Origin of the sequence: Actinophytocola sp., assembly GCF_049647105.1 — a bacterium.
Taxonomy (GTDB): domain Bacteria; phylum Actinomycetota; class Actinomycetes; order Mycobacteriales; family Pseudonocardiaceae; genus Actinophytocola.
Window position 1 is genome coordinate 22633 of record NZ_JBARWZ010000151.1, and the last position, 26014, is coordinate 48646.

Annotated in this window: 31 protein-coding genes and 1 tRNA gene; 20 read left to right on the plus strand and 12 right to left on the minus strand. The window is 67.2% G+C overall.

Going from position 1 to position 26014, the window contains the following annotated elements:
• Positions 1-33 precede the first annotated feature (33 nt).
• Both WBA97_RS18850 and WBA97_RS18855 read left to right on the plus strand, forming a co-directional pair.
• Entirely contained in the window at positions 34-465 is a 432-nt protein-coding gene (locus tag WBA97_RS18850; protein WP_424232161.1) for a Fur family transcriptional regulator, read from the plus strand.
• Positions 462-1913: a catalase gene (locus WBA97_RS18855; RefSeq protein WP_424232162.1), complete on the plus strand. Its 1452-nt coding sequence runs from the start codon at positions 462-464 to the stop codon at positions 1911-1913. Before WBA97_RS18850 ends, WBA97_RS18855 begins: the two co-directional genes overlap by 4 nt.
• Positions 1914-1930: 17 nt before the next feature.
• Here WBA97_RS18855 and WBA97_RS18860 read toward each other — a convergent pair whose 3' ends face one another.
• The gene (locus WBA97_RS18860) at positions 1931-3034 is read right to left on the minus strand and encodes an alpha/beta hydrolase (RefSeq protein WP_424232163.1); all 1104 of its coding nucleotides are present in this window, start codon (positions 3032-3034) and stop codon (positions 1931-1933) included.
• Positions 3035-3212: 178 nt separating this feature from the next.
• Here WBA97_RS18860 and WBA97_RS18865 point away from each other — a divergent pair, with 178 nt between their 5' ends.
• Both WBA97_RS18865 and WBA97_RS18870 read left to right on the plus strand, forming a co-directional pair.
• Positions 3213-3770, plus strand: coding sequence for an NADPH-dependent FMN reductase (locus WBA97_RS18865; RefSeq protein ID WP_424232164.1), 558 nt, complete (start codon positions 3213-3215; stop codon positions 3768-3770).
• 57 nt (positions 3771-3827) lie between these two features.
• A complete protein-coding gene (locus tag WBA97_RS18870; protein ID WP_424232165.1) occupies positions 3828-4304 on the plus strand; it encodes a Dps family protein in 477 nt (158 codons plus the stop codon).
• Here the strand turns inward: WBA97_RS18870 and WBA97_RS18875 are convergent.
• Positions 4301-6139, minus strand: a complete 1839-nt coding sequence (locus WBA97_RS18875; RefSeq protein ID WP_424232166.1) for a prolyl oligopeptidase family serine peptidase — start codon at positions 6137-6139, stop codon at positions 4301-4303. The two genes, WBA97_RS18870 and WBA97_RS18875, sit on opposite strands and share 4 nt — an antisense overlap.
• A 176-nt stretch (positions 6140-6315) precedes the next feature.
• Between WBA97_RS18875 and WBA97_RS18880 the strand changes: the two genes are divergently transcribed.
• Positions 6316-6861, plus strand: a complete 546-nt coding sequence (locus WBA97_RS18880) for a hemerythrin domain-containing protein (RefSeq protein ID WP_424232167.1) — start codon at positions 6316-6318, stop codon at positions 6859-6861.
• 64 nt (positions 6862-6925) lie between these two features.
• On the opposite strand, the gene WBA97_RS18885 is transcribed toward WBA97_RS18880, so the two are convergent.
• On the minus strand, positions 6926-7765 hold the full coding sequence (locus WBA97_RS18885; protein WP_424232168.1) for a hypothetical protein: 840 nt from the start codon (positions 7763-7765) through the stop codon (positions 6926-6928).
• Positions 7766-8062: 297 nt separating this feature from the next.
• Here WBA97_RS18885 and WBA97_RS18890 point away from each other — a divergent pair, with 297 nt between their 5' ends.
• The 4 genes from WBA97_RS18890 (at position 8063) to WBA97_RS18905 (ending at position 11488) form a co-directional block, all read left to right on the plus strand.
• Positions 8063-8506 (plus strand): hypothetical protein, encoded by a 444-nt coding sequence (locus WBA97_RS18890; protein WP_424232169.1) that lies wholly within the window; start codon positions 8063-8065, stop codon positions 8504-8506.
• Positions 8507-8510: 4 nt separating this feature from the next.
• The gene (locus tag WBA97_RS18895; protein ID WP_424232170.1) at positions 8511-9164 is read left to right on the plus strand and encodes a class F sortase; all 654 of its coding nucleotides are present in this window, start codon (positions 8511-8513) and stop codon (positions 9162-9164) included.
• A gap of 774 nt (positions 9165-9938) precedes the next feature.
• Positions 9939-10508: a DUF6932 family protein gene (locus WBA97_RS18900; RefSeq protein ID WP_424232171.1), complete on the plus strand. Its 570-nt coding sequence runs from the start codon at positions 9939-9941 to the stop codon at positions 10506-10508.
• A 386-nt stretch (positions 10509-10894) separates the two neighbouring features.
• Positions 10895-11488: a hypothetical protein gene (locus WBA97_RS18905; protein WP_424232172.1), complete on the plus strand. Its 594-nt coding sequence runs from the start codon at positions 10895-10897 to the stop codon at positions 11486-11488.
• Between the two features lie 237 nt (positions 11489-11725).
• On the opposite strand, the gene WBA97_RS18910 is transcribed toward WBA97_RS18905, so the two are convergent.
• Together WBA97_RS18910 and WBA97_RS18915 are read right to left on the minus strand one after the other, a co-directional pair.
• Positions 11726-12208, minus strand: a complete 483-nt coding sequence (locus tag WBA97_RS18910) for a hypothetical protein (protein WP_424232173.1) — start codon at positions 12206-12208, stop codon at positions 11726-11728.
• Positions 12205-13152, minus strand: a complete 948-nt coding sequence (locus WBA97_RS18915) for a hypothetical protein (RefSeq protein ID WP_424232174.1) — start codon at positions 13150-13152, stop codon at positions 12205-12207. Before WBA97_RS18915 ends, WBA97_RS18910 begins: the two co-directional genes overlap by 4 nt.
• A 513-nt stretch (positions 13153-13665) precedes the next feature.
• On the opposite strand from WBA97_RS18915, the gene WBA97_RS18920 reads away from it, so the two are divergent.
• Positions 13666-13860, plus strand: a complete 195-nt coding sequence (locus WBA97_RS18920) for a winged helix-turn-helix domain-containing protein (protein ID WP_424232219.1) — start codon at positions 13666-13668, stop codon at positions 13858-13860.
• A 37-nt stretch (positions 13861-13897) separates the two neighbouring features.
• Positions 13898-14821, plus strand: coding sequence for an SUMF1/EgtB/PvdO family nonheme iron enzyme (locus tag WBA97_RS18925; RefSeq protein ID WP_424232175.1), 924 nt, complete (start codon positions 13898-13900; stop codon positions 14819-14821).
• Between the two features lie 30 nt (positions 14822-14851).
• Here the strand turns inward: WBA97_RS18925 and WBA97_RS18930 are convergent, their stop codons facing one another.
• The 3 genes from WBA97_RS18930 to WBA97_RS18940 form a co-directional block, all read right to left on the minus strand.
• Positions 14852-15115 (minus strand): hypothetical protein, encoded by a 264-nt coding sequence (locus WBA97_RS18930; RefSeq protein ID WP_424232176.1) that lies wholly within the window; start codon positions 15113-15115, stop codon positions 14852-14854.
• Positions 15112-15375: a hypothetical protein gene (locus WBA97_RS18935; protein ID WP_424232177.1), complete on the minus strand. Its 264-nt coding sequence runs from the start codon at positions 15373-15375 to the stop codon at positions 15112-15114. Before WBA97_RS18935 ends, WBA97_RS18930 begins: the two co-directional genes overlap by 4 nt.
• 150 nt (positions 15376-15525) lie before the next feature.
• On the minus strand, positions 15526-16305 hold the full coding sequence (locus tag WBA97_RS18940; RefSeq protein ID WP_424232178.1) for an aminotransferase class IV family protein: 780 nt from the start codon (positions 16303-16305) through the stop codon (positions 15526-15528).
• A 179-nt stretch (positions 16306-16484) separates the two neighbouring features.
• Here WBA97_RS18940 and WBA97_RS18945 point away from each other — a divergent pair, with 179 nt between their 5' ends.
• Positions 16485-16685, plus strand: a complete 201-nt coding sequence (locus WBA97_RS18945; RefSeq protein WP_424232179.1) for a hypothetical protein — start codon at positions 16485-16487, stop codon at positions 16683-16685.
• On the opposite strand, the gene WBA97_RS18950 is transcribed toward WBA97_RS18945, so the two are convergent.
• Positions 16682-17029: a GntR family transcriptional regulator gene (locus tag WBA97_RS18950; RefSeq protein ID WP_424232180.1), complete on the minus strand. Its 348-nt coding sequence runs from the start codon at positions 17027-17029 to the stop codon at positions 16682-16684. The two genes, WBA97_RS18945 and WBA97_RS18950, sit on opposite strands and share 4 nt — an antisense overlap.
• Positions 17030-17169: 140 nt before the next feature.
• On the opposite strand from WBA97_RS18950, the gene WBA97_RS18955 reads away from it, so the two are divergent.
• The 8 genes from WBA97_RS18955 to WBA97_RS18990 all read left to right on the plus strand — a co-directional run bounded on the left by WBA97_RS18955 (position 17170) and on the right by WBA97_RS18990 (position 24289).
• The gene (locus tag WBA97_RS18955) at positions 17170-17391 is read left to right on the plus strand and encodes a hypothetical protein (RefSeq protein WP_424232181.1); all 222 of its coding nucleotides are present in this window, start codon (positions 17170-17172) and stop codon (positions 17389-17391) included.
• A gap of 89 nt (positions 17392-17480) precedes the next feature.
• Positions 17481-18227 carry an ABC transporter permease gene (locus WBA97_RS18960; protein WP_424232182.1) on the plus strand — a complete coding sequence of 249 codons (747 nt, stop codon included), beginning with the start codon at positions 17481-17483 and terminating at the stop codon, positions 18225-18227.
• Positions 18227-20353, plus strand: coding sequence for a cell division protein FtsK (locus WBA97_RS18965; protein WP_424232183.1), 2127 nt, complete (start codon positions 18227-18229; stop codon positions 20351-20353). The genes WBA97_RS18960 and WBA97_RS18965 overlap by 1 nt, the downstream gene beginning before the upstream one ends.
• 140 nt (positions 20354-20493) lie before the next feature.
• Entirely contained in the window at positions 20494-20745 is a 252-nt protein-coding gene (locus tag WBA97_RS18970) for a hypothetical protein (RefSeq protein ID WP_424232184.1), read from the plus strand.
• A gap of 35 nt (positions 20746-20780) precedes the next feature.
• The gene (locus WBA97_RS18975; RefSeq protein WP_424232185.1) at positions 20781-21305 is read left to right on the plus strand and encodes a hypothetical protein; all 525 of its coding nucleotides are present in this window, start codon (positions 20781-20783) and stop codon (positions 21303-21305) included.
• A complete protein-coding gene (locus tag WBA97_RS18980) occupies positions 21305-22834 on the plus strand; it encodes a DUF3631 domain-containing protein (RefSeq protein WP_424232186.1) in 1530 nt (509 codons plus the stop codon). The genes WBA97_RS18975 and WBA97_RS18980 overlap by 1 nt, the downstream gene beginning before the upstream one ends.
• A 59-nt stretch (positions 22835-22893) precedes the next feature.
• On the plus strand, positions 22894-23112 hold the full coding sequence (locus WBA97_RS18985) for a helix-turn-helix domain-containing protein (protein WP_424232187.1): 219 nt from the start codon (positions 22894-22896) through the stop codon (positions 23110-23112).
• Positions 23105-24289 carry a site-specific integrase gene (locus WBA97_RS18990; protein ID WP_424232188.1) on the plus strand — a complete coding sequence of 395 codons (1185 nt, stop codon included), beginning with the start codon at positions 23105-23107 and terminating at the stop codon, positions 24287-24289. The genes WBA97_RS18985 and WBA97_RS18990 overlap by 8 nt, the downstream gene beginning before the upstream one ends.
• 48 nt (positions 24290-24337) lie before the next feature.
• Here WBA97_RS18990 and WBA97_RS18995 read toward each other — a convergent pair whose 3' ends face one another.
• The 3 genes from WBA97_RS18995 to WBA97_RS19005 all read right to left on the minus strand — a co-directional run bounded on the left by WBA97_RS18995 (position 24338) and on the right by WBA97_RS19005 (position 25959).
• Positions 24338-24796, minus strand: a complete 459-nt coding sequence (locus WBA97_RS18995) for a hypothetical protein (protein ID WP_424232189.1) — start codon at positions 24794-24796, stop codon at positions 24338-24340.
• Positions 24797-24914: 118 nt separating this feature from the next.
• Positions 24915-24988 (minus strand) — tRNA-Pro (locus WBA97_RS19000).
• 17 nt (positions 24989-25005) lie between these two features.
• The gene (locus WBA97_RS19005) at positions 25006-25959 is read right to left on the minus strand and encodes a metallophosphoesterase (RefSeq protein ID WP_424232220.1); all 954 of its coding nucleotides are present in this window, start codon (positions 25957-25959) and stop codon (positions 25006-25008) included.
• Positions 25960-26014: the final 55 nt, after the last annotated feature.

The window sequence follows — 26014 nt, forward strand, 5'->3', positions numbered from 1 at the left end:
GACTCATTCCAGAAAAGGTGGTGTCGTGGAGGCATGAGCGACCACCGGGCAGAACAGCTGAGGGCCGTGGGCCTGCGGGTCACCGCGCCGCGCGTCGCCACGCTCGACTGGCTGGCAGAACACCCGCACGCAACCGCCGACCAGGTGGCCGAGGGGGTGCGTGCACGGCTCGGTTCTGTGTCCACGCAGGCTATCTACGACGTGCTGAACGCGTGCACCCAGACCGGTCTGCTGCGGCGCATCGAACCCGCGGGGTCCTCCGCCAGGTTCGAGGCCCGCGTCGACGACGACCACCACCACCTCGTCTGCCGGGACTGCGGGCGCACCGAGGACGTCGACCGCGTGGTCGGCGCCGCGCCGTGCCTCGAACCGTCGACGTCCGCCGGGTTCACGATCGACGCGGCGGAGGTCGTCTTCTGGGGGCGGTGCCCCGGCTGCGCGGCAGAACAGGAGGGACAGCCGTGACCCGTCCGACCACGAACAACGTGGGCATCCCGGTCCCCAGTGACAACGACTCGCTGACACTGGGCGAAGACGGGCCGATCCTGTTACAGGACCACTACCTGATCGAGAAGAACGCGCAGTTCAACCGTGAGCGCGTGCCGGAGCGGGTGGTCCACGCGAAGGGCGGTGGCGCGTTCGGCTTCCTCGAGGTGACAGAGGACGTCAGCCAGTTCACGAAGGCCGCGGTCTTCCAGCCGGGCACCCGCACCGAGAGCCTCGTGCGCTTCTCGACCGTCGCGGGGGAGCACGGCTCACCGGACACCTGGCGCGACCCCCGCGGCTTCGCGGTGAAGTTCTACACGCAGCAGGGCAACTACGACCTCGTCGGCAACAACACGCCGGTGTTCTTCATCCGCGACCCGATCAAGTTCCCCGACTTCATCCGCTCCCAGAAACGCCGCGCGGACAACAACCTGCGCGACCACGACATGCAGTGGGACTTCTGGACGCTGCGGCCGGAGTCCGCCCACCAGGTCACGTGGCTGATGGGCGATCGCGGCATCCCGTCGTCGTGGCGGGAGATGAACGGCTACGGGCCGCACACGTACCTGTGGCAGAACGCGGGCGGCGAGAAGTTCTGGATCAAGTACCACTTCAGGACCGACCAGGGCACCGGCTACCTCACGCAGGCCGACGCGGACCGCATCGCGGGTGAGGACGCCGACTTCCACGTCCGGGACCTGCACACCGCGATCAAGCGCGGCGACCACCCGTCCTGGACGCTGTACGTGCAGGTCATGCCGCACGACGACGCCGCGGGCTACCGGTTCAACCCGTTCGACCTGACCAAGGTGTGGCCGCACGCGGACCACCCGCTGATCAAGGTCGGTCGCTGGGTGCTCGACCGCAACCCGGAGAGCTACTTCGCGGAGATCGAGCAGGCGTCGTTCGAGCCGTCGAACCTGGTGCCGGGCATCGGCCCTTCACCGGACAAGATGCTGCTCGGCAGGCTGTTCTCCTACCCGGACGCGCACCGCTACCGCATCGGCACCAACTACGCGGAGCTGCCCGTGAACGCCGCGAGGACCGAGAAGAACAGCTACGCCAAGGACGGCGCCATGCGCTACACCAACCCCGGCGACCCGGTGTACGCGCCGAACAGCCACGGCGGCCCGCACGCCGACCCCGCGCTGGCGGGCGAGACCGCGTCCGCGTACGGCGCGACCGGCGAGGTCCTGCGCGCCGCGTACCGCCCGCACGCCGAGGACGACGACTTCGGGCAGCCGGGCACGCTGGTCCGCGAGGTCATGGACGACGACCAGCGGGAGCGGCTGGTGGGCAACATCATCGGGCACGTGAAGAACGGGGTGTCGAACCCGGTGCTGGCGCGTGTGGTCGAGTACTGGCGCAGCGTCGACGAGGCGCTCGGCGACAAGGTCGCGGCGGCGTTCGGTCCCTCCCCGGCCTGACCGGTCCGGCAGTTCTGTCAGGCGGTCGGCCGGAACAGGTCGACGACGTTCGCGCGGGACCGCAGCGCGAGACCCGTCCGAAGCGCGCCCGCCGCTTCGGAGACGGCTTCCCGAAAACGCATGCCGAGGTTCACGAAGCTGACGAACCCGTGAATGAGGTCGTCGTGCTGCCGTTTCACCACCGGCACCCCCGCCTCCCGCAGCCGGTCGGCGAACGCGTTGCCCTCGTCGCGCAGCGGGTCGAACCCGGCGGTCGCCACGTAGGCGGGCGGCAGCCCGCGCAGGTCGCCCGCGAGCAGCGGGGACAGCCTCGGGTCCGCACGCATGTCGACGTCCGGGCAGTAGTGGTCGAGGAACCACGTCATGTCGTCGTCGGTGAGGAAGAAGCCGTCGGCGAACAGGTCCCGGGACCGGCGCCGGGTGGTGCCGTCGGTGGCGGGGTAGAAGAGCAGCTGGAAGACCGGCCGCGGTCCCTTGGCCATGGTCTGCACCGTCTGGAGGCACACGGACGCGGCCAGGTTCGCGCCTGCGCTGTCGCCGCCGATCGCGATCGCCGACGAGTCCGCGCCGAGCGCCTCCGCGTTGTGCGCGGCGAACCGGAACGCGGTGAGCGCGTCCTGTGCGGCGGCCGGGAAATGGTGCTCCGGTGCCAGCCGGTACCCGACCGACAGCACCCGGACCTGGGCGTTCCTGGCCAGGTAGCGGCAGGTCGAGTCATGCGTCTCGATGCTGCCGATGACCCAGCCGCCGCCGTGGAAGTACACGAGCAGCGGTGATCCCGGCGCGAGGCTGACCGGTTCGTACAGCCGGGCGGGCACCGGGTCGCCCGCCTCCGACGGGATGTCCAGGTCGCGGGTCCGCACGCCGGTGACGCCGGGCCCGACCAGGTCGCGTCGCAGCTCGAGCTGCGCACGCGCGTCGGCAGGCGTCCCACCCCCGAGGTTGGTGTCGGTGAGCGCCAGCATGCGCAGCAGCAGCTGCGCGTCGAGCGCCAGCTCCAGCCCGTCCCGCCGGATCGGGGGCCCGGCGATCAGCCTGCGCAACGGCCGGGGCAGCGCGTACACGGCGTGCAGGGCGGCACCTTGAACGGGCAGCGGGACCCTGTCCATCACTCTCGACATAACGCCTCCCGGGCGGGTACGGATGGAGGCTAACCAATGAACGTGTCGCTGGTCACCCGATGTACGGAAAGTCCACTACCACGGGTGCTTGTCCATGGCCAGACCGCTGGTGGAACTACTAGGAGTGGAGTGAAGTGTCGCCAAAAGGGAGGATGATCGGGGTGGCGAAGGGAGAACGGTGACTGTCAGCGTGGTGGGCATCGGTGGGTCGTTGCGCACGGACTCGCAGTCCGAGCGTGCTTTGCGCATCGCGCTCGACGGGGCGGAGAAGGCGGGCGCCAAGACGACCGTCGTCACCGGGACCGATCTGGTCCTGCCGTTCTACGACCCGGCGGAGCCGGAACGCGGCCCGGCCGCCTACCGGCTGGTCGAGGAGCTCCGCAACGCCGACGGCGTCGTCCTCGTCTCGCCCGGCTACCACGGCACGATCTCCGGTCTGGTCAAGAACGCCCTCGACTACGTGGAGGACCTGCGCGACGACGTGCGCCCGTACCTCGACGGCAGGGCGGTCGGCTGTGTCGCGGCCGCACGGGGCTGGCAGGCGTCCGTCACCACGCTCACGGCACTGCGCTCGATCGTGCACGCGCTGCGCGGCTGGCCGACCCCGCTCGGCGCGGCCGTGAACTCCGCGGATGTCGTGTTCGGGCCGGACGGGAGCTGCTCGGACGAGCAGGTCGCCATGTCGCTTCGCACGATCGGGCGACAGGTAGTGGAGTTCGCCACCGCACGCGTGTGACCAGGAATCCCTCCGGGTACACCACCGTTTTCCCCAGGTGTACCGAGGAGGTATGAGATGACCAAGTCACCCATAACCAGCCCGCTGGGCGACGCCGAACGCGAGGCCACCGGCGCGGTCCTCCAGGCGACACTCGTCGACCTGATCGACCTGTCCCTGATCGCCAAGCAGGCCCACTGGAACGTCGTCGGCCAGAACTTCCGCAGCGCCCACCTCCAGCTCGACGAGCTGGTGTCGGCGTCCCGGCAGTACGTCGACGAGGTGGCCGAGCGCGCCAACGCCATCGGCATCTCCCCGAACGGCAAGGCCAAGGCCGTCGTCGAGTCCTCCGGCATCCCGGACTACCCCGCCAACTGGCAGAACACGGAGGCCACCGTCGCCGCGATCGTCGAGATCCTCGGCGAGTTCATCAAGCGGCTGCGCAAGCGCATCGACGAGACCGACAAGACCGACCTGGTCACCCAGGACCTGCTGATCGAGATCGCCGCCGAGATCGAGAAGCAGCACTGGATGTGGCAGGCCCAGACCGCCTAGCTGCCCAGGTGGCGGCGGACGAAGTCGACCTCGATCGCGGTCTGCTTGATCGTCTCGGCGACCACCAGCGATCCGTGACCCGCGTCGTACCGGTACACCTCGTACGGGCTGTTCCGCTCCGCCAGCCGCTCGAGATAGTTCTCGATCTGGCGGATCGGGCAGCGCGGGTCGTTCTCCCCGGCCACCACCAGCACCGGCGCGGCCACGCTGTCCACGTACGTGATCGGCGAGCACTCGACGTAGCGGTCCCGCACGTCGTCGGGTGAGCCGCCGAACAGCGCCCGGTCGAACGCCCGCAGCGGCTCCATCTCGTCCTCGTATGCGGCGAGGTAGTCCGCCACCGGCACCCCCGCGACCCCCGCGGCCCACAGTCGCGGCTGCGTCCCCATCGCCAGCAGCGACAGGTAACCACCCCACGAGGCGCCGTTGACCACGCACTTCGCCGGATCCGCCAGCTCCTTCGCCACCGCCCACTCGTGCACCGCGGCCACGTCAGCCAGCTCGGTGAGCCCCGGCCTGCCCTCGATGGCGTCCCGCCACTTCGAGCCGTACCCGGACGAGCCGCGGTAGTTGACGTGCACGATCGCGAACCCGGCGTCCAGCCACACCGCCCGGTACGCCGAGAACCGGTCCTCGTCGTGCGAGTGCGGGCCGCCGTGCAGCGAGAACACCGTCGGCAGCGGCCCGTCCTGCGCGTCGGCCGGCCGCGCGTACAGCGCGTGCACCTCGCCGTCCTCGCTCGGCACGAACACGTCCATCAACTCGACCGACTCGGGCGCCCGGTGCCCAGGCGGCGCCAGCAGCACCCGCTCTGTGCCGTCGGTGTACAGCGCTCGAACGACCCCGGGCCGGGCCGCGTTGGACCACGAGTACTCGACCGTGTGGTCGGGCCGCACGTCCACCGACCCGATCGTGCCCACCTGGGTGGCGAGCTTGGTCAGCCTGCCGGCGGCGAGGTCGTAGCGGTGGACCGTGTTGCGGGCCTCGTACGTGTGCACGACGACGATCGCGCGGCCGTCGGGGTACCAGTCGGCGGTCAGCTCGCCTGGCAGGTCGATGGCCAGCTCGACCTCGGTGTCCTCGGAGACGTCCCAGATCAGCAGCTCGTCGCGGCCCCGCCGCTCATGCCGGACCAGCAGGCGCTGGTCGCCACCGACCGGGCTGAACCCGATCGCTTCGAGCCCCTTGCCCTCGCCGTCCCACTTCTCGGCGACCGTCGCGCCGTCGGCCACCGCGAGGACCCGCAGCGCGGTATGCCGGCTGTCGCCGTGCTCGGAGTGCTCGATGGCGAGCAGCGTCTCGTCGCGGGACAGCGCGGTCACGCCGCCGTCGTTCTCGTTCCGGTACACGACCCGCGCGGCCGCGCCGTTTTTCGAGACGAACACGGCGGTGCCGTCGTCGTCGGACACGCCGACCGCCGTGACAGTGCGGCCGACGGCCAGGCCCGCGGGGTAGCCGGCCGCGGTGCCGGGCATCGCGGCCACGGGCTTTTCGTTGGCGGGCCTGCCCGCGAACGGCTCGGACACCCAGCTGCCGAACTCGTTGCCGTCGGAGTCGGCGAACCACCAGATGTGCTCGCCGTCCGGGGTGATGGTGCCGTTGTGGGTGCCGTTGGGCCGGTCGGTGACCTTCCGGTGCGTGTCGGTCGCACGGTCCCACGCGTAGATCTCGAACACGCCGCTCGCGTTGGAGACGTAGATGTTGCGGTCCGGCGCGTCGCGGGCCCAGCCGGGCAGGGACACGCGGGCCGCGGTGAACCGTGCGCGCCAGCGGGCCTCGGCGTCGTCGTCGGCGAACAGTCGGTCTGGGACCTCGGCGGCCGGGTGGTTGCTCACCCCCTGATCCTGCCAAACCGCGGCGACTTCGCACAGCGTGTCCGCTGGTGGCACGCACCTGACCGCCGGTATCGAGAAAACCCTTGTTGCGAAGGGACAACCGGCCCGCGGGTGCCGACTGGCCCGATTTCGCGGCAGGCGAGTTAGCGCAGGGTCCTCGCGGGGTATCCCCGTGCATGGGATACGTCGTGGACCTGCACCGCCCGGTGGCAGGCGATGTCATTGACCTGATTCTGGCCGACCACCGCCTGTTCGAGGAGTTGCTGCGCGCACTGCGCGACACCAGCGCGGACCGCGACGAGGTGCGAGGCGCGCTGGCCACCGTGCTCGTGGCCCATGCCGAGGCCGAGGAGAAGTTCGTCTATCCGAAGCTCCGCAAGCGCCGCGCGGTCGGCGAGGAGGAGGCCGAGCACGGCGAGGAGGAGCACGCCGAGGGCCATGAGGCGCTGCTGAAGGTGCTGGAACTCAAGGGAACCGACACGAAGGCCTTCGACGACGCCGTCGAGGAGCTGTCGGGCACCATCAACCACCACTTGGCCGAGGAGGAGCTGACCATCCTCAACCCGGCCCGCGACGAGGTGGGTCCGGTGGTGCGCGCGGACCTGGGCCGTGAGTTCCTGACCGAGCGCAACCGCCAGATCGACGCGAACTGCGGCCGGGTGGAGAACGTCCGCCGCCTGGTGGCGGAGGCGAAGAAGCGGGGCAAGCTCGACGACGACTAGAGCGGAGAAACGACCAGGCCCCGCCCGCGTGTTCGCGGCCGGGGCCTGGTCGTGGATCGATCCGTCAGCACAACACGAGCAGCCCTGTCACGGCCGTGCAGTACCGGCGAGCACTGTCGTTTTCACCGTCGGGATCGGAAGGTGTGGAGGAAACCCGGGTGACGGTCGAGGAGAAGGACCCCAGCGTCAGCAACCCGGCATAAACGGAATACGTCGCGGACACGGTCCCGCCGGACGGAATGGACGCGAAGTCGCACACGACGCCCCGGTTCCCGTCCTTGACACACCCTGACCCGCTACTCCAGGCGAACCCGGCCGCGTAAACCCCGGAAATGCGGACCGAGGAAGCGGCGGAAGGCCCGTGGTTGGTCACGGAAACGGTGTAGGTAATCCGCGAAGCCAGCAGGCCGCGGGGTGACGCGTCAAGTGAAACCGCGAGATCGGCGATCTGGGGCGACACGACGACGGAAACAACGGGCCCGGACCCGGGCGCGAATGAGAAGTTGCTCCCGACGTGCTGGTGCTCGAATGTGTAAGCCGCCAGCGGGGCGGACTCGCGAGCCCGGAAAGTGAAAACCACGGTGGCCTGACCGCCGGAGGCGATGTCACCGACACCACCGCGGTAACTGGTGGGCGAGTTCTCGAAACACGTCCCGCCAGTACATGAGACCAGCTCGAACACCGACGTGATCGGCGCTTCGGCGAGCCGCAACTGGGCGGCAGCCCCGGTGACGGTGAACGCCTGAGGATTGAACAACTCGACGGAAACCGTGAAGGTGCCCCCAGGGGCCACTTCGGAAGTACCCGTGACAGCCGCACTGGGGTCAGGAGGCGCGGCAGTAGCAACCCCCGGTACCACAAGCCCAGCGAGCAGAACAAGAACCCCTACCAGCCCTTTACGCATACCCCATCCAATCCTCAACCGACACCACTGCACCCCGTCGCGACCCAACCCCCGTCCGTTACGAACGGATACTCTCTCCACCCGAAAGGGCTAGTCACTTCAACCTGAATGCGGGAATCCAAAGCACAGAAGCGCACTGAGAGCAGACCGCGTCGTGCGACCGCATTCCTGTCAAGAATCGAGCCAGTCCACTCGGTCGAGTGCACTTTTCACCCGTAGGGATCCCACTTCCTCCGATGCCGCTCCGTTACTGTCCATTTCGGACTGAAGCTGCGACAGGAAGAAGAGGATTCCGCAATGAACGAACTCGATCCCTGCATCATCGACGGGGGTGGCGGCCCCGTCACCAGCACGGGTCTGTCCATGGCAATCGTCGCGGTGGCCCTCCTCGTGGCCGCCGTCGCGGTGGCCATCCTGGCCCGCGTGCGCGGCAGGCGTGCCGCGGGCACGGCGGCCATGGTCGTGGCGCTGGGCCTGTTGACGTTCGGTGCCGTCGCGATCGTCGCCCCTCCTCAGGCGGCCGCCAGCGCCCCCTGCCCGGTCACACCGGCGAACCCCGTCACCACCACCTGGGCGCCCACCGCTACGACGCCCGACCCCGGCACGCCCCCGGCCACCCCGACGACGGACGTCACCACCACCACGACCCCGCCCCTCACAACCACCGGCGGTGGTGGCGGCGGCAACAACGGCGGCGGCGGCAACGGCGGCGGCGGCAACGGTGGTGGCGGCAACAACTGATCCGGTGATCCATCAAGAAGCCCGCGCCCGGCCGGACCGCCTCACCCGCCTGCTGACTCTGTCGGCCGCGGTGCTGTTTGGCAGTGCCGCGGTCGCGGGCGTCCTCGCCCTGCGCGCCCCACCGCCCGACATCCCCCTGTCCGCCCCACTTCCGAACAGCACCATCAGCACGGTGCGCTCGGTGCAGGCACCCGCGATCACCAGAGGCACACCGTCGACGGTGACCGTTTCCGCGATCAACCAGCACGACGTGCCGATCATCGCGGCGACAGTGGAAGACGATCGGATCAGCCCACCGCGCGACGTCCACACGGTCGGCATCTGGACCGGTGGGGCGCCCCTCGACGCCACCACCGGCACCACGACACTGGTGGGTCACGTCAACTACGTCGGCCAGGGCAACGGCGCGTTCCACGACCTGGCATTCGTCCAGGTGGGTTCGGCTGTCACCACCGTCGACGCGACCGGCAGAGCCACGTCGTGGGTCGTCACCGCGATCACCACCACCGCCAAGACCGACGGCGTGGACCCCGCCGCCCTGGCGGGAACGCCCGGTCCACGCCGCCTGGTCCTGGTCACCTGCGGCGGCGAGTACGACGAGAACCTGCAGTCCTACAGCGACAACGTCTATGTATGGGCCACCCCGGCCAGCGGTTGATCTCCCCAGATTCTCCCCGGCGGTGTCCTGGAAATCACTCAGGGCCGGACTCCCCAAAGAGGGAACCGGCCCTGAGCTGCTGTTTTCCACCGTCGGGGTGACAGGATTTGAACCTGCGACCCCTTCGTCCCGAAGGCAAGCAAACAGCGTTTGACGTGTGGAAACGCCACGTCAGTCACCCTTCCGGCGTCCGTGGACGTCCGGCCAGATCTGTGCCGATTCGCCATGATCGTCAGGCAGTTGGTCAGGCGGCGGGAAGGGCTACCAGCAATACAGTCGGAGGCGGGAGGTTTGTGTTCAGACTTTCTCCACTGTTTCAAGGCGGGCGCCTTCGGCGCCCGCTGGCCCGCTGTGCTCATGGCCGAACCGGCACTGCGCGCTGGGCGTGCGGCTGGCGCCGGTCCCAGCGCGCGCCGGTAGGCCGGAGGCGGGCCAGGAGCAGTAGGCCCGCGCTGAACAGAGAGAAGAGATGTCCTCGCCGGACGGGCAGGTCTCCAGGATGGCGGGGACTGCGGTTCGGCTGCGGTTCGTCGGGGGAACGTCCTGCCTTCCCGTCGACCTCCACAAGGGCTATCGCACCGCGTCAAGGGGGCAGACCCAGCCCAGGGTGCCAGCCACGAGGTAGGTGCCCCCTTGACCCGGCACGATCGGGCTACGCCAGGTCGACGGGAAGGCAGGAAGCCCCTTGGATGTTGTGTCTGAAAATGTTCATCAACCTGGGTAACGGAAGGTGACTGCAGCTCGATCTCTTCGTGAGAGCGAGAGGAGTCGATCGTGTTGCCTGAGATGGTCATATCGCAGTTCGACTCCACGCTGCGCGTGCTCCCGTTCGCAAAATCGCCTCACCGTGCTACTTGGGAGGAGCTCGAGGCGACCTTCGGCGACACGGCTGAGCGGAAGACCATGCTCTACCTGGCGCGCAGTCGCCTTGAGGCGATGATTGCTGACTCCGTTCCTGTTGCTGCGGCTTGGGTGAACGGATCTTTCGTCACCAGCAAACAGAGTCCTTCAGATATCGATCTTGTAGTGATCCTGAATGGGCCGCAGGTCGCGCAGATGTGGCAGTCGGGGCTGATCCCCCATGACGAGGTCATGAAGCGGATACGCCACTACGAAGAGCAACGATACGAACCCGGTGGGACGGCGACGCAGCATCTAACAGACTTCCACTACGCTCGGTGGTTTCCCAAAGATCACGGACTCCATGCCAGCAGCTACGGAGAACTTGAGTACTGGTCTTCTTGCTGGTCACGTGTCAAGGTTGAGTCAGATGCGCATACTGAGGAGGTACCGGACTTCACCCGGTACGCAGACTGCAAGGGCTTCGTAGAGGTGAGGTGGTAGCCATGGCAGAACCACTACCACCTGTGCTTTTCACGCGACGAGTCTCCGAGCCAGGACGGCTGGTCAACGCAGACGAGGATCTAGTCAGGTTTGATGAGTTCCTACTCTCAGTTCCATCCGACTACCCAGGGTTGCACGCTTTAAGGCGTCGTCGGGAGGAGCTGGCTACTGCGGCCTACGGTGGCGTCCCCGAACTCGACCTGCATCTCGATGGTGACTCTGTACGAGGACATGGCACCGACGCAACTCACTTAGCGAGGTTCATCGGAGCAGCATCGCGCGCTGTGCAAGAGGTAACCAAAAGCCTAGGAGGCTTTCGGCGGCTTGCACCCGGGCTCCAGGTGATCCCAGGTCCAGGAAGCGTGAGGCTAACTTTCATGCCACGAGTGAGCGTCCCGCCGCCGGGTAGCCTCTCCAGTCAAGCTCTGGTCACGAACGAAGTGGCCGGCCTTCGTCGGCTCGCGAACCTCATGATCGTGGCACAGACAACTGAAGACATCACTGGTGCCGAGATGCTTGCCGCTGTGCAGGACCTGGCGCCCACTGCCCGCAGGGCGATCCGCTCCTTCGCGAAGGCTGCCATTGACGGCGAGTACGACGTCGATGGCACTTGGGTGGATCCTGGTCGCGGAACGACTCCCCTGCGTCTAACTCAGCGTGCAGCTCGTCGGCTGACTGACGCCGCAGCGATGGCTACTGAAGAGATCACGAAGGCGTCGATGAGTGGCGCGATCGACGGCTGGGAGTGGTCTACGAGCACCATCAAGTTTCGCCCCGCAGTCGGATCGCGCTTCCGCGCGCATGTTCCCGAACGGCTTGCGAACGAGGCAGCCCGGTTGGGTGCTCAGCGGGACCTACAGCTGGATGTGCTGTTCACGGTAGTCACCAAGTACGGCGCCGGAAGCGATAGACCTACAGGCCGTGGTTACACCGTGGAACGCATTGCACCTAGTAAAACTTCGGATACCCCGCCGTTCTGATTGACTATAGCCAATCAAGATCATTCCCCGAGTTTACCCTCAGAAAACGACCACAACTGATCATGGCGGACGCCACACGTCGACCATTCACACTTGCGAATCGCACAGGTGGGACGGTAAGTCGGCAAATAACGACAGGTGATCGACGGACATGATCATGAAACCGTAGGTTCGCGGATCTGGTCAGGCTGGTCCTTGTGTCGCGTCATCGGCAGGCGACTTCGTCAATAGATCGCCCTAATCCCGTGTAGCTCCCCGTGGCCACACCACTGTGACCGGTATGCCCTGGTTGCGGGCCGCGTCCACCACGTCGGCCGTTCCGCCGTAGCCGCGTGCTGGCTGGCCGTCCCAGACGGCGAGCAGTTCGTCTGCATCTGTGAGCATTCGCAGGCTGGCGTCCATGTGCGCCTTCGAATCGGACTCGATGTGGTCAAGGCGGATGGTGTCAGCGGCTTCGGCGATTAGCGCGTCGTAGGTGGCGTGGTGCTCCTGGGGGAGGCCGTCGCGGTACCGGTGAGCGGGAACGATGACGTGGAGCGTTCCTCCGTGGTCGAGTATGGCTCTGGCGAACAGGGCATCTGCTCCGTCAGCGATGCAGCTCAGGCCGACCAATGGGCCGTTCTCTGCGCGCTTGCTGACCTCCTCTCGGAGAGCGGCGTCTACCAGTGTTGCCGTTTCGGCGGAGAGGCCGCGGTGCCCTGTTGTTGCCAGGCGCGTCATCCGTCTTCCCGTTCGTAGAGCGTGGCCAGGGCGTCGTCAAGTTGGCGGGCTTCTGTGGTGTGCGTTGCGATGCTCGCGCGGAACTGGCGAACTCGGCTGGTGATTCGTTCGCTGCCGTAGGCGCGGCCAACCGCAAGGGCTTCGGTCGCCAGTGCGCAGCCTCCGGCGATGTCTCCGGTACTGGCTAGTACCGTGGCGTGCTCGACCTGGGCGAGGGCGCGCGGCTTTGCGGCGGTCAGTGCCGGACCTGCAGTTGCATAGGCAGTTCGGGCCGCTCGGAGGTCGCCGAGGCGGCCGAGCGCGCTTGCTCGGTACCGGGCGGCCTTGGCGGACGAGAACGCGAACACCCACGGCCATTGTGGTTCGCCAGTCTGTCGGCCAACCAGGTTCTCCGAGTCGCGCAGCGCAGCAAGTGTCTGTTTCCGGTCGCCTGTGTGGGCGTAGGCGATAGCGAGCAGGGATGCCAACCAAGCGCGAGCAGTTGCAGGCGCGCTGACATCGAGCTGCTGCATAGCCCGCTGGAGCAGCGTCAACCCCTGGCGACTGTCACCGATCTCCACTGCGAAGTGGCCGAGGCTGGCCGTCATGTACGCAGCTAGGAGCGGGTGGTGTGCACGCTTGGCGTGCCCGATCGCCTCGACGTAGCGGCGTCGGGCCGTGGCGTTGTCGCCACGGTCCGCCGCTAGCCAGGCTGCCAGTCCTGCGGTCTCGGACAGTGTCCGAAAGCCATCTGACGTGCGGACACGATCGCGCACGATCCCTGCGGTGAGGTTCAGGTGTGCATCCACCGCCGGAGACAGCCGGTCCGAGGCGACGACTGACTCCATCTGCCGGTAGTGCGTGGTGGGGCCGGACAGGATCTCGATCAGGTTGGCGTCTGATGGCGCCAGCAAGACTCCGGCGCCAACTCCCAGCGTCGTCTTCAGGAACGTCTTGCGGTTCACGTCATCCAACGTAGCCCGCGACGGCCTCCTGAAACCCAGCTCGATGTCGGTCGTGACGTTGAGGACGGCCCGGAGCGCAGATCGGTACCTTGCCGCTGGCCACCTGGTGACGCCCCGTTCCCAGCGGCCGACGTGCCGAGCATCGACAGCTCCTGGCGTGCCGGTCGCCCGAAACACGTGGTTGTTGACCGCCTCCGACAGATCCTGACGGGTCATGGGGTGGCCTGGCGTGCAGGGCGACTCGATTCGCATCCGAGCCGTCGCCAGCAGGCGGTTGCCTGCGGGCGCGGTCTCGGCCTTCTCTGCTCGGTTCGCAGGCGACGGACGGCCCTGACTCTCGGAGGCCGATGTCGCATTCATGCAGGTCAGCATAGGACGCATTGTGACGCGGTGCATAGCGCTAGTACGCGTCCTTACGTTCCGTAGAACTCAGTGACTACATACAGTGCGCCCGTGAGCAAGCTCCCCGACTTCGACCCGGCGAAGATCGGCCCGGACTACCTGTACGTAGCCATGGCCGATCACCTCGCGGCGCGCATCGAGGCTGGGGAGCTGACGCCCAACACCCGCCTACCTGCGGAACGGGACCTGGCCGACGAGTACGGCGTCAGCCTCGGCACCGCCCGCCGGGCCACGCGGGAGCTGCGGGAACGCGGGTTGGTGATCACCGTGCCGGTCAAGGGCACGTTCGTGACCAACCGGTCGTAGCGCTCACGTCGCATCGGGGAACCAGACAGGGGGAAGTGTGGCTACGGTTCAGCGCTGGTCGGGAATCGAGGTACGGGCACTCCGCGAAGCCAAGCGAATGAGCATCCGGGAGTTTGCGGCCCACCTGGGCGTCAGTGAGCGCATGATCTCCAAGTGGGAGGCGGGCAAGGAGAACATCCGCCCGAGGCCGGTCAACCAAGCCGCTCTCGACACCGCCCTGGCCCGGTGCGATCCCGACACACAGGCACGTTTCTCGTTCCTCACCGGTGACTCGCTCGTGCCGGAGGAAGACGGCGGCGCGGCCGCCGAGCCGATCGGGGGTAGCCATGTTCGTCACCCGGTCGACGGCCGATCTATGGCGAAGGTCGACGGGAGCGTCTTCCTGTCGGGACCAGGCAACGAGCCCCTATGGCTGCCGGCCTTCTACATCGATGTCCACCCCGTGACCAACGACGAGTACGCGCGCTTCGTTGCGGCCACCGGCCACACGGCGCCGCAGGACTGGGAGAACGGGCGGCCAGCCGACGGCCGCGGTGACCATCCCGTCGTCTTCGTCACCTGGACTGACGCTGCCGCGTACGCCGAGTGGACGGGGAAGTCGCTGCCCACCGGCCAACAGTGGGAGAAGGCAGCCCGCGGCACCAGGGGCACCGTCTACCCGTGGGGCGACCAGACCACGCCCGCCAAGTGCAACGTCCGCGAGAACGGCGTGGGCAGTACAACGGCCGTGGACTGCTACCAGAGCGGAGTCAGTCCGTACGGCGTCTTCGACATGTGTGGCAACGTCTGGGAGTGGTGTTCGACCCAGACCAAGCCCGGCCGCCACGAACTGAAGGGCGGCGCCTGGACCAGTCCGTTTCTGCGGGCCACACCGTCGTCGTTCAACGACGCGGCCGAGTCCATGTGCGATGACGACACCGGGTTTCGGTGCGCCGTGACTGCTGAAACGCTGGACGGTTAGAGCCGGTACGCCAGTTGCCTGCTCCACAGGTCATCGGCCGCCGGAGTCGCCGATGTCGGCCAACTCGTTCACGACCTGGGTTCGACACAGGCGTGCGGCGGTGGCGAGTTGCTCGGCGACCGAGGCCCAGTCCGTGGCCTCTCCCATCAACACTCGCCGCGAATGATCTGCGATCGCACGGCCAACTACCTCCAACTTGCCGACGATCTCGACTATCTCCGGCGTTGCCGACGTCGATGGCTGCCGGTCGCGACTCACTGCAAGCTCAACCAACGGGTGCATCTGCCCGGTCATGACCTACGCCGATCGCTCAACTGCGCCGTGTCGAGCATGGGGCGGCTTCTGGGTGCCTGCGACAGAGAACACGCACCATCGCGCGTTGGGCGGCGGCGGGAATCACGCTGTGCTCGGGCTTCGGCTCGCTTCGCCTCGGCGTCTTGCTCACGCTGTCGTTCCTCGGCGCGCAACAGCAGCACCGCGCCGTAGTCGGCGAGTCCGATGACCGCCAGCAGGCCGAGTAGCCATGCGATCGATTCCCACAGGGAAGCGTTCATGACTACCGCCGCCCCGCTGTGGTGTGGGAACGATCGCGCCTCGGTACGAAGTGACTGGTCATGACTCCAGCATCGGTACCAGCGTGACCAAGATCGACCGCACACGACGGGGCAAGTTGGGGGAACGTGCGGGGTAAAAGCGCTGGCCCGTTAGATCTGCTCGGCGGGGATGTCCGCGTACAGCTCGCGCAGTTGCTTCAGCACCGCGTGGTCGACGGGCCACGAGTGGTCGTCCACGGACGCTACCGGGCGGATGCCGGTCGCCGCGTTGGTCGCGAACACGAATTCCATGGCCGGGAGGTCTTTGAGTGTGAGCGGTTCGGAGTGAATCGGCTCGTCAAGCGCTTGGTTCAGCAGCGTCATCGTGATACCGGTCAGCCATTCTGAACGCGGCCACACGATGCTTCCGTCGCGTACGAATCCGATGTTTGATGTCGCGATTTCGGAAATGGTCCCGTCCTGGTTTAGGAACAAGACATCGTCGAATCCCTCGCGTTGTGCGGTTCGCCTGCACCGGAGCGCGCCGAACAGACCGATGTGCTTCACCGCGGCCATCTCCCGGCGGTACGCCGCAGCCTGCAGCCGCAGCGGGCCGGGGTCGCTCGTCGAGGCCGCTCGTGTCGTCACCAGGACGTGCGGGGCGGCGTCCGAGCCTATCGTGCCGAGGTCGAGACCGGGGTCGTAGACCGTCACGCGCGCGACGGTGCGCGGAGCCTGGTCGACGAGCGCCTGCCGTACGTAGTTCCTGACCTGGTCAATGTCCAGATCAGCGTCGAAGAGCAGCCGGCAGTCCCTGGCCAGTCGCTGCAAGTGGAGGGACAGGCCACGCACGCGGCCGTCCTCCGTCAGCATCGACGTGAAGTGGCCGTAGTTCGTGAGCGCCAGAGCCTTGACCTGGTCCATGGTCGGGGGGACGCCGTTCAGCTGCATGTCGGCCAGCCTGACACGAAAACAGGCGCATTGACATGCCGAGACCGCCGAAGTTCGGTGAAAGTTCAGTGCGTCCGGTTCAGCGGAAGTTCAGCGTTTGGGGACTATTGCGGCACTTCTCGCCGCGTTCCTCAGGCCACATAGTTGTGGTGTGAGCAACAACGGCGAGAGGAACAACAATGGCGAAGAACGTAATGCCCGGGTTCAAGACCGGCGGCAGCGTGATGTCCAAGGTAATCGGAACCCTGGTCGTATTGGCCATTCTCGTGATCGTGGTCAAGCACCCGACGGACGCGGCCAGCTTCGCGAAGGGTCTCTTCAGCGGCGTGGGAGCCGTCATCGACGGCTTCGTGAGCTTCTTCCGGTCACTGATGGGCTAGGAGTCAAGACGGCCTTCGAGTTCGGTGACTCGACGGCGGAGATCAGCGATGGCCTGCCAGACGCGTTCGTCTCCACCGCCATCACGAGCCGGGGCCTCACCGTCGAGCGCCTGAGTGCGCACGAACGACCCCTTGCCGTGCTGAGTGACCACCAGGCCCTCGTCGCGCAGCAGCGTTACCGCGGACTTGGCGGTGTTGATCGCGACGCCCCAGGTCTCGGCGAGTTCTTGGTAGGTCGGCAGCTGCACGCCGGGGCCGTACTCCCCCGACCGGATGGCGGCACGCAAGCCACCGGCCACCTGCAAGTACGGCGCACGCGGGTCATCCGGGTCAAGAGAAGCCATAGAACAAGAGTAGGCGAATCAACTCAGTTAAGTCAGTTCCAGCATGTCTGTTGACAGAGTTAATAGACGAGCCTTACGTTGGGCCTCGGTCGCCACGACCGCTCCCGACTGGGAGACCACGACAGCTTGGAGCCAATCCCATGGACGAGGTACTGCCGCCGCTCAGCTACGCGCCGGACGGCTTGTACGAGGCAGACGTGGACGCGCTGATCGCCGAGTACTTCACGACCGACGAGCCGCGCATGATCACGGATCGCGTGACGGAGCACCGGCACACCCGGCGTCTCAGCCGCCAGACCGTCAGTGCCGCTCTCCGCGGCCGTTCGGTCGAGCCGAACCGCGTGGACGACGCGGCGGCTTGAGTTCGCCCCGGCCCGGCGGCCGGAACCGCCAAGAACCACCCGCCGGACCGGGCTCCCAAACCATCACCAGGACAGTCAGGAGACTTCTAATGGTAGGGCTCAACCTGCCTGACAACAGCCCCGGCAGCGCCTTCCCGCCGTCCGTCGAGGGCTTGATGCCCCGCGTTCGTGAGTGGGTGGCGGACCTGGGTTCGTTGCCGTCCCGGAACCGGATCATGAGCGAGTTCCGGGTGGGTGCACCGAAGGCGCGGGCCATCCTGGCAGCGCTGAACGAGGGTGCCTCGGTCCGGACCCTGCGTTCCGTCCCGGACTCGGCTGTGGACGCTGAAGCAGCACCATCGACTGAAGAAGTGCAGGTCAAACTGGTCGCGGACTCGGGTCCGGAGGAGATGCGGCCGGTCCCGTCCTGGCCGCTTCTCCTGCTCGCGTTGCCCGCGTTCGTGGCGATCTGGGGAGGCTGGGTTGGCCTGGGTCGGCTGACCGGGTTCGGCCCGATCGAACTGCTCCCGGGGATCTGGGACGGCCTGACGATCAACTCGGCGATCACGCTGCCGATCGGTGTCGAGACCTATGCCGCGTTCGCCATGCGGGTGTGGATGTCGGCCTCGACCCGGTCTACCCGCGCCCGGGAGTTCGCCAAGTGGTCGACGTTCGGATCGTTGGCGCTCGGGATGGCGGGTCAGGTCGCGTACCACCTGATGACGGCCGCCGGTGTCACGCACGCCCCGTGGCCGATCACCACGCTCGTTTCGTGCCTGCCCGTGGTCGTGCTCGGCTGCGGCGCGGCGCTTGCTCACCTGCTCCACACCAGCCGTCAGCAGGAGGTGTGCGCCTGATGAACACGACAGACGAACCCGGCAAGGTGATCGCGTTCCCCACGATCGTGGACGCCGAACTGGTCGACGACCCGCCGACAACGGCCGTGGACACGCGCGCCTCCGATGGCTCCACCTGGCTGGACCGGTTGCGAACGCAGGACCGGCAACCGATCGTCCCGCCGTACCTGCGGTCTCTCCCCGAGGCCAAGCAGGCAGCGACGTGGGTGGGCAAGCACTACGCCCACAAGACCGGCTATCACTTCGCCCGGTCGCCGCTGTACGCGCTGCGGCTGGCTGTCCGGTCACCGCGCGGCCTGCTGCTCCTGCTCGCCGCCACCGGCCGGTACGTGACCGACGCCGAGGGACGACCCGCACGCGCCGAGACGGCGACCGCGGACAAGGCAGAGCTGTACCTGAAGCTGTCGCAGCAGCGAGACCGGCGGGTCGTGCTGCGTTGGGTTCAGCTCGGCTTGCTCGCCAGCGTCGGCCTGGTTCTGCTGCTGGTCCTGCCCAACGTGTTGCCAGGTTGGGTGATCTGGGCGTGCGGAGTGCTGGCCGTTGGCCTGCTCGGCAAGCTCGGGTCCACGAAGGACAACCCGGTCGTGGCGTCCCGTGCCGTGATGGCGTCGAAGGTGCAGAAGCTCACCAGCGACAACGTGGTCCACGCGCTATCGGTGCTGGGCATCGCGGGCATCAACCAGGCTCTCGCCAAGAACCCGGACGCCATCGGGTTCACAGCGCCGATTCAGCGGGACGGCCCGGGCTGGCGCGCGGACGTCGACCTACCGCCCGGTGTCACGGTCGCCGAGGTCATCGAGCGCAGGCCCAAGCTCGCATCCGGTCTCGGCCGTCCACTTGGGTGCGTGTGGCCGGAGGGCAACGCCGAAGTCCATCCCGGACGGATGGTGTTGTGGGTCGGTGACGAGGACATGTCCAAGTCCCGCCAACCGGTATGGCCGCTGCGTAAGACCGGAACCGTCGACCTGTTCAAACCGCAGGCGTTCGGCACCGACCAGCGCGGCCGGTGGGTCAACGTCACGCTGATGTTCATCTCGATGGTCATCGGCGCGCTTCCCCGCATGGGCAAGACGTTCACGCTGCGGGAGCTGCTGCTGATCGCGGGCATGGACCCACGCGCCGAGCTGCACGCGTACGACCTCAAAGGCACCGGCGACCTGTCGCCGCTGGCTCCGATCTCGCACCGCTACCGGGCGGGAGAGGAGCCGGATGACGTCGCCTACGCCGTGGCGGACCTGCGCGCGCTGAGTGTCGAGCTGCGGCGGCGCGCGAAGGTGATCCGGGAACTGCCGAAGGACCTCTGCCCGGAGAACAAGGTCACGCCGGAGCTGGCCGACAAGAAGTCGCTGGGCCTGCACCCGATCGTGATCGGGGTCGACGAGTGCCAGAAGTGGTTCGAGCACGCCGAGTACGGCGCGGAGATCGAGGAGATCTGTACCGACCTGGTCAAGCGTGGACCGGCGGTGGGCATCGTGATCATCCTGGCCACGCAGCGGCCGGACGCGAAGAGCATCCCGACCGCGATCAGCGACAACGCGGTGATGCGGTTCTGCCTGAAGGTGACAGGGCAGCAGGCGAACGACATGGTGCTCGGCACGTCCGCCTACCGGAACGGCATCAAGGCGACCGCGTTCTCCTTCCGTGACAAGGGGATCGGCATCCTGCTCGGCGAAGGCGACGAGCCGCGGACCACGCGCGGCGTCTACATCGACGGCCCGGACGCCGAACGGCTCGCGGCCCGTGCCCGCACGGCACGGCTGGCGGCCGGACGACTGACCGGCTACGCGGCCGGACTCGACCTCACGCCGGACGACGAGGCCGACAGCGGCACGTTGCTGGCCGACGTGCTGACCGCGATCGGCAGCGCGGACAAGGCGTGGTCGGAGTCCATCGTGGACCGGCTCGCCGAGCTGCGACCGGCGGTCTACGGGCCGTGGGCCGAGCTGCCGACCGGCACAGCCAAGGCCACCCAGCTGTCCAGCGCGCTCAAGCCGTACGGCATCTCCACCAAGCAGGTGTGGGCCACCGACCCGGAGACCGGGAAGGGCGCCAACCGCATGGGCATCAAGCGCGAGTGGATCGCCAATGCTCTCACGGAACGTGACCGGATCCGAGGTCACGGCTAGCTCGCCACTGGGCTCTAGGTCTAGGGCCTCCTGCCTCTAGGCCTAGAGCCCCTCCTAGACCGTCAAACATCCGCTGATCAGCGTCCTAGCACCTAGAGGCGTGGGCTGATCGCGCCCAGAAACAGCCCTGGAGGCACCTCGTGAACACCCTCGGCGTGTTCCTGCTCCTGATGATCCTTGTAGCTCTCGGTTACGCATGGTCGTGCGCCGTCTACCCGTACCGACCGTGCCGTTCGTGCCGCGGCGTGGGGCAGTTCCGCTCCCCGTTCCTGCGTGCCATCCGGCTGTGCCGTCGCTGCGGCGGCACCGGTCGCACGCTCCGCGCCGGACGCCGCGCCTACAACGCCGCCGTCCGTGCCCGCCGCGCCATCCGACGCTCGCAGGGCCGCTGACCACACCTCCTGTTCCTTCGCTCGAAAGGCGATCGATGACTCCCGTCATCCTTGACCCCGAACGCCAGTTCCTCGGCTGCGTCATGCAACTCGACGCCGACCCCGCGCGGCGGCTGCTCGCCGGAATGCAGGCAACCGACCTCAACGAGCCGATCGGGTGCGACGTCCTCCAGCTCGCCATCGAGTTGGTAGCCGCCGACCAGGCCCCGACGCCGCTCGCTCTGCTCGATGGCGTGTGGGAGACCACCGACACGCGGCCGTGGACCGGAGGCCCGCGCCGACTTCAGGTCATCGGTTCGTGGCTCGCGGACACCTACCACCACGCACCCCACGCACCAGCGGCAAGCGGGACATGGCTCAAGACCGTCGTCCTGAAAGCCGCGTGGCGCCGAGCAGTCCGCGCCCACGGCCTGCGCCTCGTGCAGGCGGTCGACGACGAGTGGGCAACCACGTCTCTGTACGAGGTCGCCGACGACTCCGCGCGGATCGATGACCTGTGGAGCCGCTACCGAACCGCCTGTGAGTACATCGGCGCGTCGACTCGGCTGGAGGCGGCGTGATGCCCGACATCACTGACGCGCTCTCGGCGATCGATGCGGCCATTGGTGAGTGCCTGTCGTGCGGAGACTCGCTCGGCACGTCACCCTCTGCGGACTTCTGCTCGGAGACGTGTCAGACCGGTTGGCGCGCGCAGAAAGCTGGGGCCAAGAACGTCGAGGACATAGGTGTGGCCCATCCGTTGACGTGGCTGGGTCCGACGGCGGCCGGCACTTTGCGCACGCCTGGTCACGACGTGCTCGACGCCGTGGTGGCGTTCGTGTCGCGGTTCTCCGCGTTCCCGAACGAGCACTGCGCGCCGACCGTGGCCTTGTGGTACGCCCACACTCACATCGCGGACCGGCTCTACGTCACGCCCAGGCTCATCCTTGATTCGGCCGAGCCGGGCAGCGGCAAGACGCGAGTCCTGGAAGTTGGCCAGTACCTGGTCGCCAAGCCGGAGATGACGATCAGCATCACTCCGGCGGCGGTCTTCCGGATGTTGGTTGAGGGTCCGATCACGTTGCTGTTCGACGAGATCGACGCCGTGTTCAGCCCCAAGACCGGCGGCAACAACGAAGACCTCCGGGCACTGCTGAACGCTGGATACAAACGAACCGCCACCGTCGCTCGCTGCGTCGGCGACGCCAAGAGCATGAACGTGGCCAGGTTTCCGGTATACGCGCCGGTTGCCCTGGCAGGGATCGCGGGCGGCATGCCCGCGACGATCACAACCCGCGCGGTAACGATCCACATGCGCAAGCGGCGCTATGACGAAGTGGTCGAGGAGTTCATCGAGGAAGACGTGGAACGGGAAGCCACCCCACTCCGCGAAGACCTCGAAAGCTGGGTCTACCGCGTCGCCGACAAGGTCGCGCACGCGCGACCCGACCGACCGGACGGCGTGCGGGACCGGGCGGCCGAGATCTGGCGTCCGCTCCTGGCGATCGCCGACGCGGCGGGAGGGCACTGGCCGGAGACCGCGCGTCTGGCATGCCGCCATTTCGTCCTTGAGGAGGGGCCGCGTGACGTGTCGACCGGCGTCCGGCTGCTCGCGGACGTCAGGGAGATCTTCAGGACACAGCACACCGACCGCATGACGACGGCCGACCTGATCCGCGAACTGCACGCGATCGAGGACGGTCCGTGGACCGACCTGCAAGGCAAGCCGCTCGACAGCCGACGGCTGGCCAAGGAGCTGGACCGCTACTCCGTCCGCCCGAAGGACGTGAAGGTCAACGGCAAGGCGCTGAAGGGCTACCGCGTCGACGGCGACGGTGGCCTGACCGACGCGTGGAGCCGCTACCTCCCGCCGGTCAAGGCACACGCGACGGCCGCGACCTCCGCGACCACACAGGTCATCGAGAACAACGACGCCGAACAGGTCGCGCGACCAGGCGCGACCTCCGCGACCGCCATCCCGACAGAGGTCGCGGACGGTCGCGGCAGCGGGGAGACGTCCGCACCGCCCGTGACCAGGGCTGTCGCGGAGGTCGCGGAGGTCGCGGGCGAGACGTCCGACGCCCCTGAGACCCAGGGAGACGACCTGTGACATCGCCATTGATACCCACAAGGATCCGTCACTCCGACACGAGGGGAGAGGTAGCCGAGATGACCACGCTGGTGCCGTCCGTCGTGCCACTGCGCCACCTGTACAAGGTGCCGGAGGCGATGCGACTGCTGTCGATGAGCCGTTCGGTGATCTACGAGCAGATGCGCGCCGGACGACTGAAGTTCGTGAAGTTGGGCCGGTCGACGCTCATCCCGGCCGTCGCCATCTCGGAGTACGTGGAAATGCTGATCAGCGAATCGGGGGTGTGCCTTGACTAAGCGACGCGACCGCGGCGACGGCGGGCTGAGGTGGAGCGAGTCTCGGCAACGGTGGATCGGCGAACTGACGATCGGCTACCGCCCGGATGGCAAGCGCATCGTCAAGACGGTGACCGACAAGACCAAGACCGGCGCGAAGAACAAGCTGGACGAGGTCAAGCGCGACTTCGCTGATGACGAGCTTGCGACCGGGAAGGGCCACACGGTCGCGGACGCGGTGAACGCCTGGCTCAAGTACGGGCTTGCTGGCAGGAGCCAGAACACGATCGACAAGCTCACCAGCCTGGCCGAAACCCACGTCATCCCTGCCCTTGGAGCCCGCGAACTGCGAAACACGTCGCGTAAGCGCCACCTGCTCACTGCCGATGACGTGGACGAGTGGCTGGCGGAGAAGGCGCAGGAGCTCTCGACGAGGACCCTTCGGGAGGTCCGCTCGATCCTGCTGCGGAGTATCACCCGGGCGCAGAAGCGGGAGGGCGTGAAGCGAAACGTGGTGCTGCTCTGTGACTGCCCGACGGGTCAGGAAGGGCGGCCGTCGAAGTCGCTCACGCTCAAGCAGGCTGAAGCCGTCCTCACTGCGGCCGAGGCCGACCAGTCGACGATCGGCGCGTACATCGTGACGTCGCTCCTCGGGGGTGTCCGCACGGAGGAGGCACGGCCGCTCACGTGGTCACACGTCCACATCCCTAGGGCGTCGGATCGTGAGTCACGCAAATCGCATATCGACGTGTGGCGCTCCGTGCGTGTCGGAGGCGACACGAAGACCCGGAAGTCTCGCCGGTCGTTGGTCATTCCTGACCGATGCGTCGCGGAGCTTCGCGCACAGAAGGCGCGACAGCGGAAGGCCAAGAAGGACGCAGGCTCAGCCTGGCGCGAGAACGACTTGGTGTTCGCGTCCGAGGTCGGGACAGAACTGGACGCGCATAACGTCCGGCGTGCGTTCCGTCGGGTGGTGAAGGCCGCCAAACTCAACCCGTGGCTGTGGACTCCGCGTGAGCTGCGGCACAGCTTCGTGTCTCTCTTATCAGATGCAAGCGTGCCCATCGAGGTCATCTCGCGATTGGTCGGCCATAGCAGCACTGAGGTCACAGAGAAGATCTACCGTCACCAACTCAGGCCCGTGGTCGAGAGAGGGGCAGACGCCATGGACCAAATTTTCCCGGTCACAGCTTCATAGGGTCTGTTGGTGCTAGGTCATACTCAAAGCGATTGAGTATGACCTAGCTCAGTTTTTGTCAAATTTGATCTTCGCTCTAGCGACTCTTCCTGAGGCTGTGTGAAAACGCAGTTGAGCGGATCTGTTGTCGTGAAGCGCAGAGCTTAGTCCAGCATCTACTTCGGGTATTGGTTCGATCGTGAAGTCGTAGCCGCGCTGCGCTTCGATCAACATCGGAAAGTTGAGCCCGTTGACGTACTTTGCAGAAATGTCCGCTTTCGGTCCGAATCTGACATTTTCCGAGCTGATCCCCCATCCTGCGGATACGCGAATGACCTGGGCGTCGAGTCGGCCTTTGTTGAATATCCGCCCCTGGATCTTCATCTCATTGCCTCGCCCTGAACAGGTCGCTTCGACTCGTACAACCGGCCCTTGCCGTCGCCACGCGACGATGTTCCACAGTAGAGAAGCTGCGGCAAGCATTGCACCGCCGATGGCTATCACCCTCGCGAGCCAGTCGGCAGCCATCGAACCTCCCAGCCGTGGGCTGTAGACCGCGTGCACGCGGGGCCTTAGTCAGGCAACTAGTCAGGCAGAGACGATTCAGGCCCTGTCCACATCCAAAGTAGACAGGGCCTGACCACCGTCGGGGTGACAGGATTTGAACCTGCGACCCCTTCGTCCCGAACGAAGTGCGCTACCAAGCTGCGCCACACCCCGGTGGTACGGGAGAAAGTCTAGCCGACGTCCGCGCCTGCCCCGAACCGGGCACTGTCGGCAGCGCCGGGGTGTCCGGAACCGCTGGTGGGACGGGGCACGAGGGTCAGGAGCGAAGCCTCGGGCGGGCACGCGAACCGCACGGGTGCGTACGGCGAGGTCCCGAGGCCGGCCGAGACGTGAAGCCACGTGTGCGCACCCCACCTCGACGCGCCGCGGGCGCGGGTCCGGTCGAGCTGGCAGTTGGTCACGATGGCGCCGTAGCCGGGCACGCGGAGCTGCCCCCCATGCGTGTGACCGGCCATGACCAGGTCGTACCCGTCGTCGGCGAAGGAGTCGAGGACGCGAGGTTCCGGGGAGTGGGTGACGCCGAGCCGCAGGGTCGCCGTGCGGTCGGGTTTGCCCGCGATGTCGGAGTAGCGGTCGCGGCGGAGGTGGGGGTCGTCGACGCCGGCCACGGCGATGGTCTGGCCGTTGACGGCGATGAGGCGGCGCACGTGGGTGAGGTCGTGCCAGCCGCGTTCGACGAGGGCCGCGCGCAGGTCCCGCCAGGGCAGGGGCACGCCGTGGATGCGCTTCTTCGACTTCGTGATGTACCGGACCGGGTTCTTGGGGCGCGGCGCGTAGTAGTCGTTGCTGCCGAACACGAACACGCCGGGCACGTCGAGCAGGGGGGCGAGTGCGCGGACCACCGCGGGGACCGCGTTCTGGTGGGCGAGGTTGTCGCCGGTGTTGACGACGAGGTCCGGCTCGAGCTCGGCGAGTGCGGCGACCCAGCGCTGCTTGGACGTCTGGCCGGGCGTCATGTGCAGGTCGGAGATGTGCAGGACCTTGAGCGGCCGTGCGCCTTCCGCGAGCACGGGCAGGGTGGCCTGCCGCAGCGTCCAGTGCCTGCGTTCGATGCCGACGGAGTACGCGAGGGTCGCGGTCCCCACCGCGGTCGCTCCCAGCGCTGCCCGGCCGATGTTGCGCACAAGGTTACCCACGCACCCGAGCCTAGATGTGCCATCTGATGATCGGAAATCGCCG

Coding starts and splice junctions, on each gene's coding strand:
- WBA97_RS18885 (WP_424232168.1), bottom strand. CDS start 7,765: ATGCGTAAAGGGCTGGTAGGGGTTCTTGTTCTGCTCGCTGGGCTTGTG.
- WBA97_RS18960 (WP_424232182.1), top strand. CDS start 17,481: ATGGTAGGGCTCAACCTGCCTGACAACAGCCCCGGCAGCGCCTTCCCG.
- WBA97_RS18930 (WP_424232176.1), bottom strand. CDS start 15,115: ATGACCGGGCAGATGCACCCGTTGGTTGAGCTTGCAGTGAGTCGCGAC.
- WBA97_RS18860 (WP_424232163.1), bottom strand. CDS start 3,034: ATGTCGAGAGTGATGGACAGGGTCCCGCTGCCCGTTCAAGGTGCCGCC.
- WBA97_RS18850 (WP_424232161.1), top strand. CDS start 34: ATGAGCGACCACCGGGCAGAACAGCTGAGGGCCGTGGGCCTGCGGGTC.
- WBA97_RS18945 (WP_424232179.1), top strand. CDS start 16,485: ATGGCGAAGAACGTAATGCCCGGGTTCAAGACCGGCGGCAGCGTGATG.
- WBA97_RS18870 (WP_424232165.1), top strand. CDS start 3,828: ATGACCAAGTCACCCATAACCAGCCCGCTGGGCGACGCCGAACGCGAG.
- WBA97_RS18955 (WP_424232181.1), top strand. CDS start 17,170: ATGGACGAGGTACTGCCGCCGCTCAGCTACGCGCCGGACGGCTTGTAC.
- WBA97_RS18995 (WP_424232189.1), bottom strand. CDS start 24,796: ATGGCTGCCGACTGGCTCGCGAGGGTGATAGCCATCGGCGGTGCAATG.
- WBA97_RS18935 (WP_424232177.1), bottom strand. CDS start 15,375: ATGAACGCTTCCCTGTGGGAATCGATCGCATGGCTACTCGGCCTGCTG.
- WBA97_RS18880 (WP_424232167.1), top strand. CDS start 6,316: ATGGGATACGTCGTGGACCTGCACCGCCCGGTGGCAGGCGATGTCATT.
- WBA97_RS18940 (WP_424232178.1), bottom strand. CDS start 16,305: ATGCAGCTGAACGGCGTCCCCCCGACCATGGACCAGGTCAAGGCTCTG.
- WBA97_RS18965 (WP_424232183.1), top strand. CDS start 18,227: ATGAACACGACAGACGAACCCGGCAAGGTGATCGCGTTCCCCACGATC.
- WBA97_RS18980 (WP_424232186.1), top strand. CDS start 21,305: ATGCCCGACATCACTGACGCGCTCTCGGCGATCGATGCGGCCATTGGT.
- WBA97_RS18890 (WP_424232169.1), top strand. CDS start 8,063: ATGAACGAACTCGATCCCTGCATCATCGACGGGGGTGGCGGCCCCGTC.
- WBA97_RS18985 (WP_424232187.1), top strand. CDS start 22,894: ATGACCACGCTGGTGCCGTCCGTCGTGCCACTGCGCCACCTGTACAAG.
- WBA97_RS18950 (WP_424232180.1), bottom strand. CDS start 17,029: ATGGCTTCTCTTGACCCGGATGACCCGCGTGCGCCGTACTTGCAGGTG.
- WBA97_RS18975 (WP_424232185.1), top strand. CDS start 20,781: ATGACTCCCGTCATCCTTGACCCCGAACGCCAGTTCCTCGGCTGCGTC.
- WBA97_RS18920 (WP_424232219.1), top strand. CDS start 13,666: ATGGCCGATCACCTCGCGGCGCGCATCGAGGCTGGGGAGCTGACGCCC.
- WBA97_RS18910 (WP_424232173.1), bottom strand. CDS start 12,208: ATGACGCGCCTGGCAACAACAGGGCACCGCGGCCTCTCCGCCGAAACG.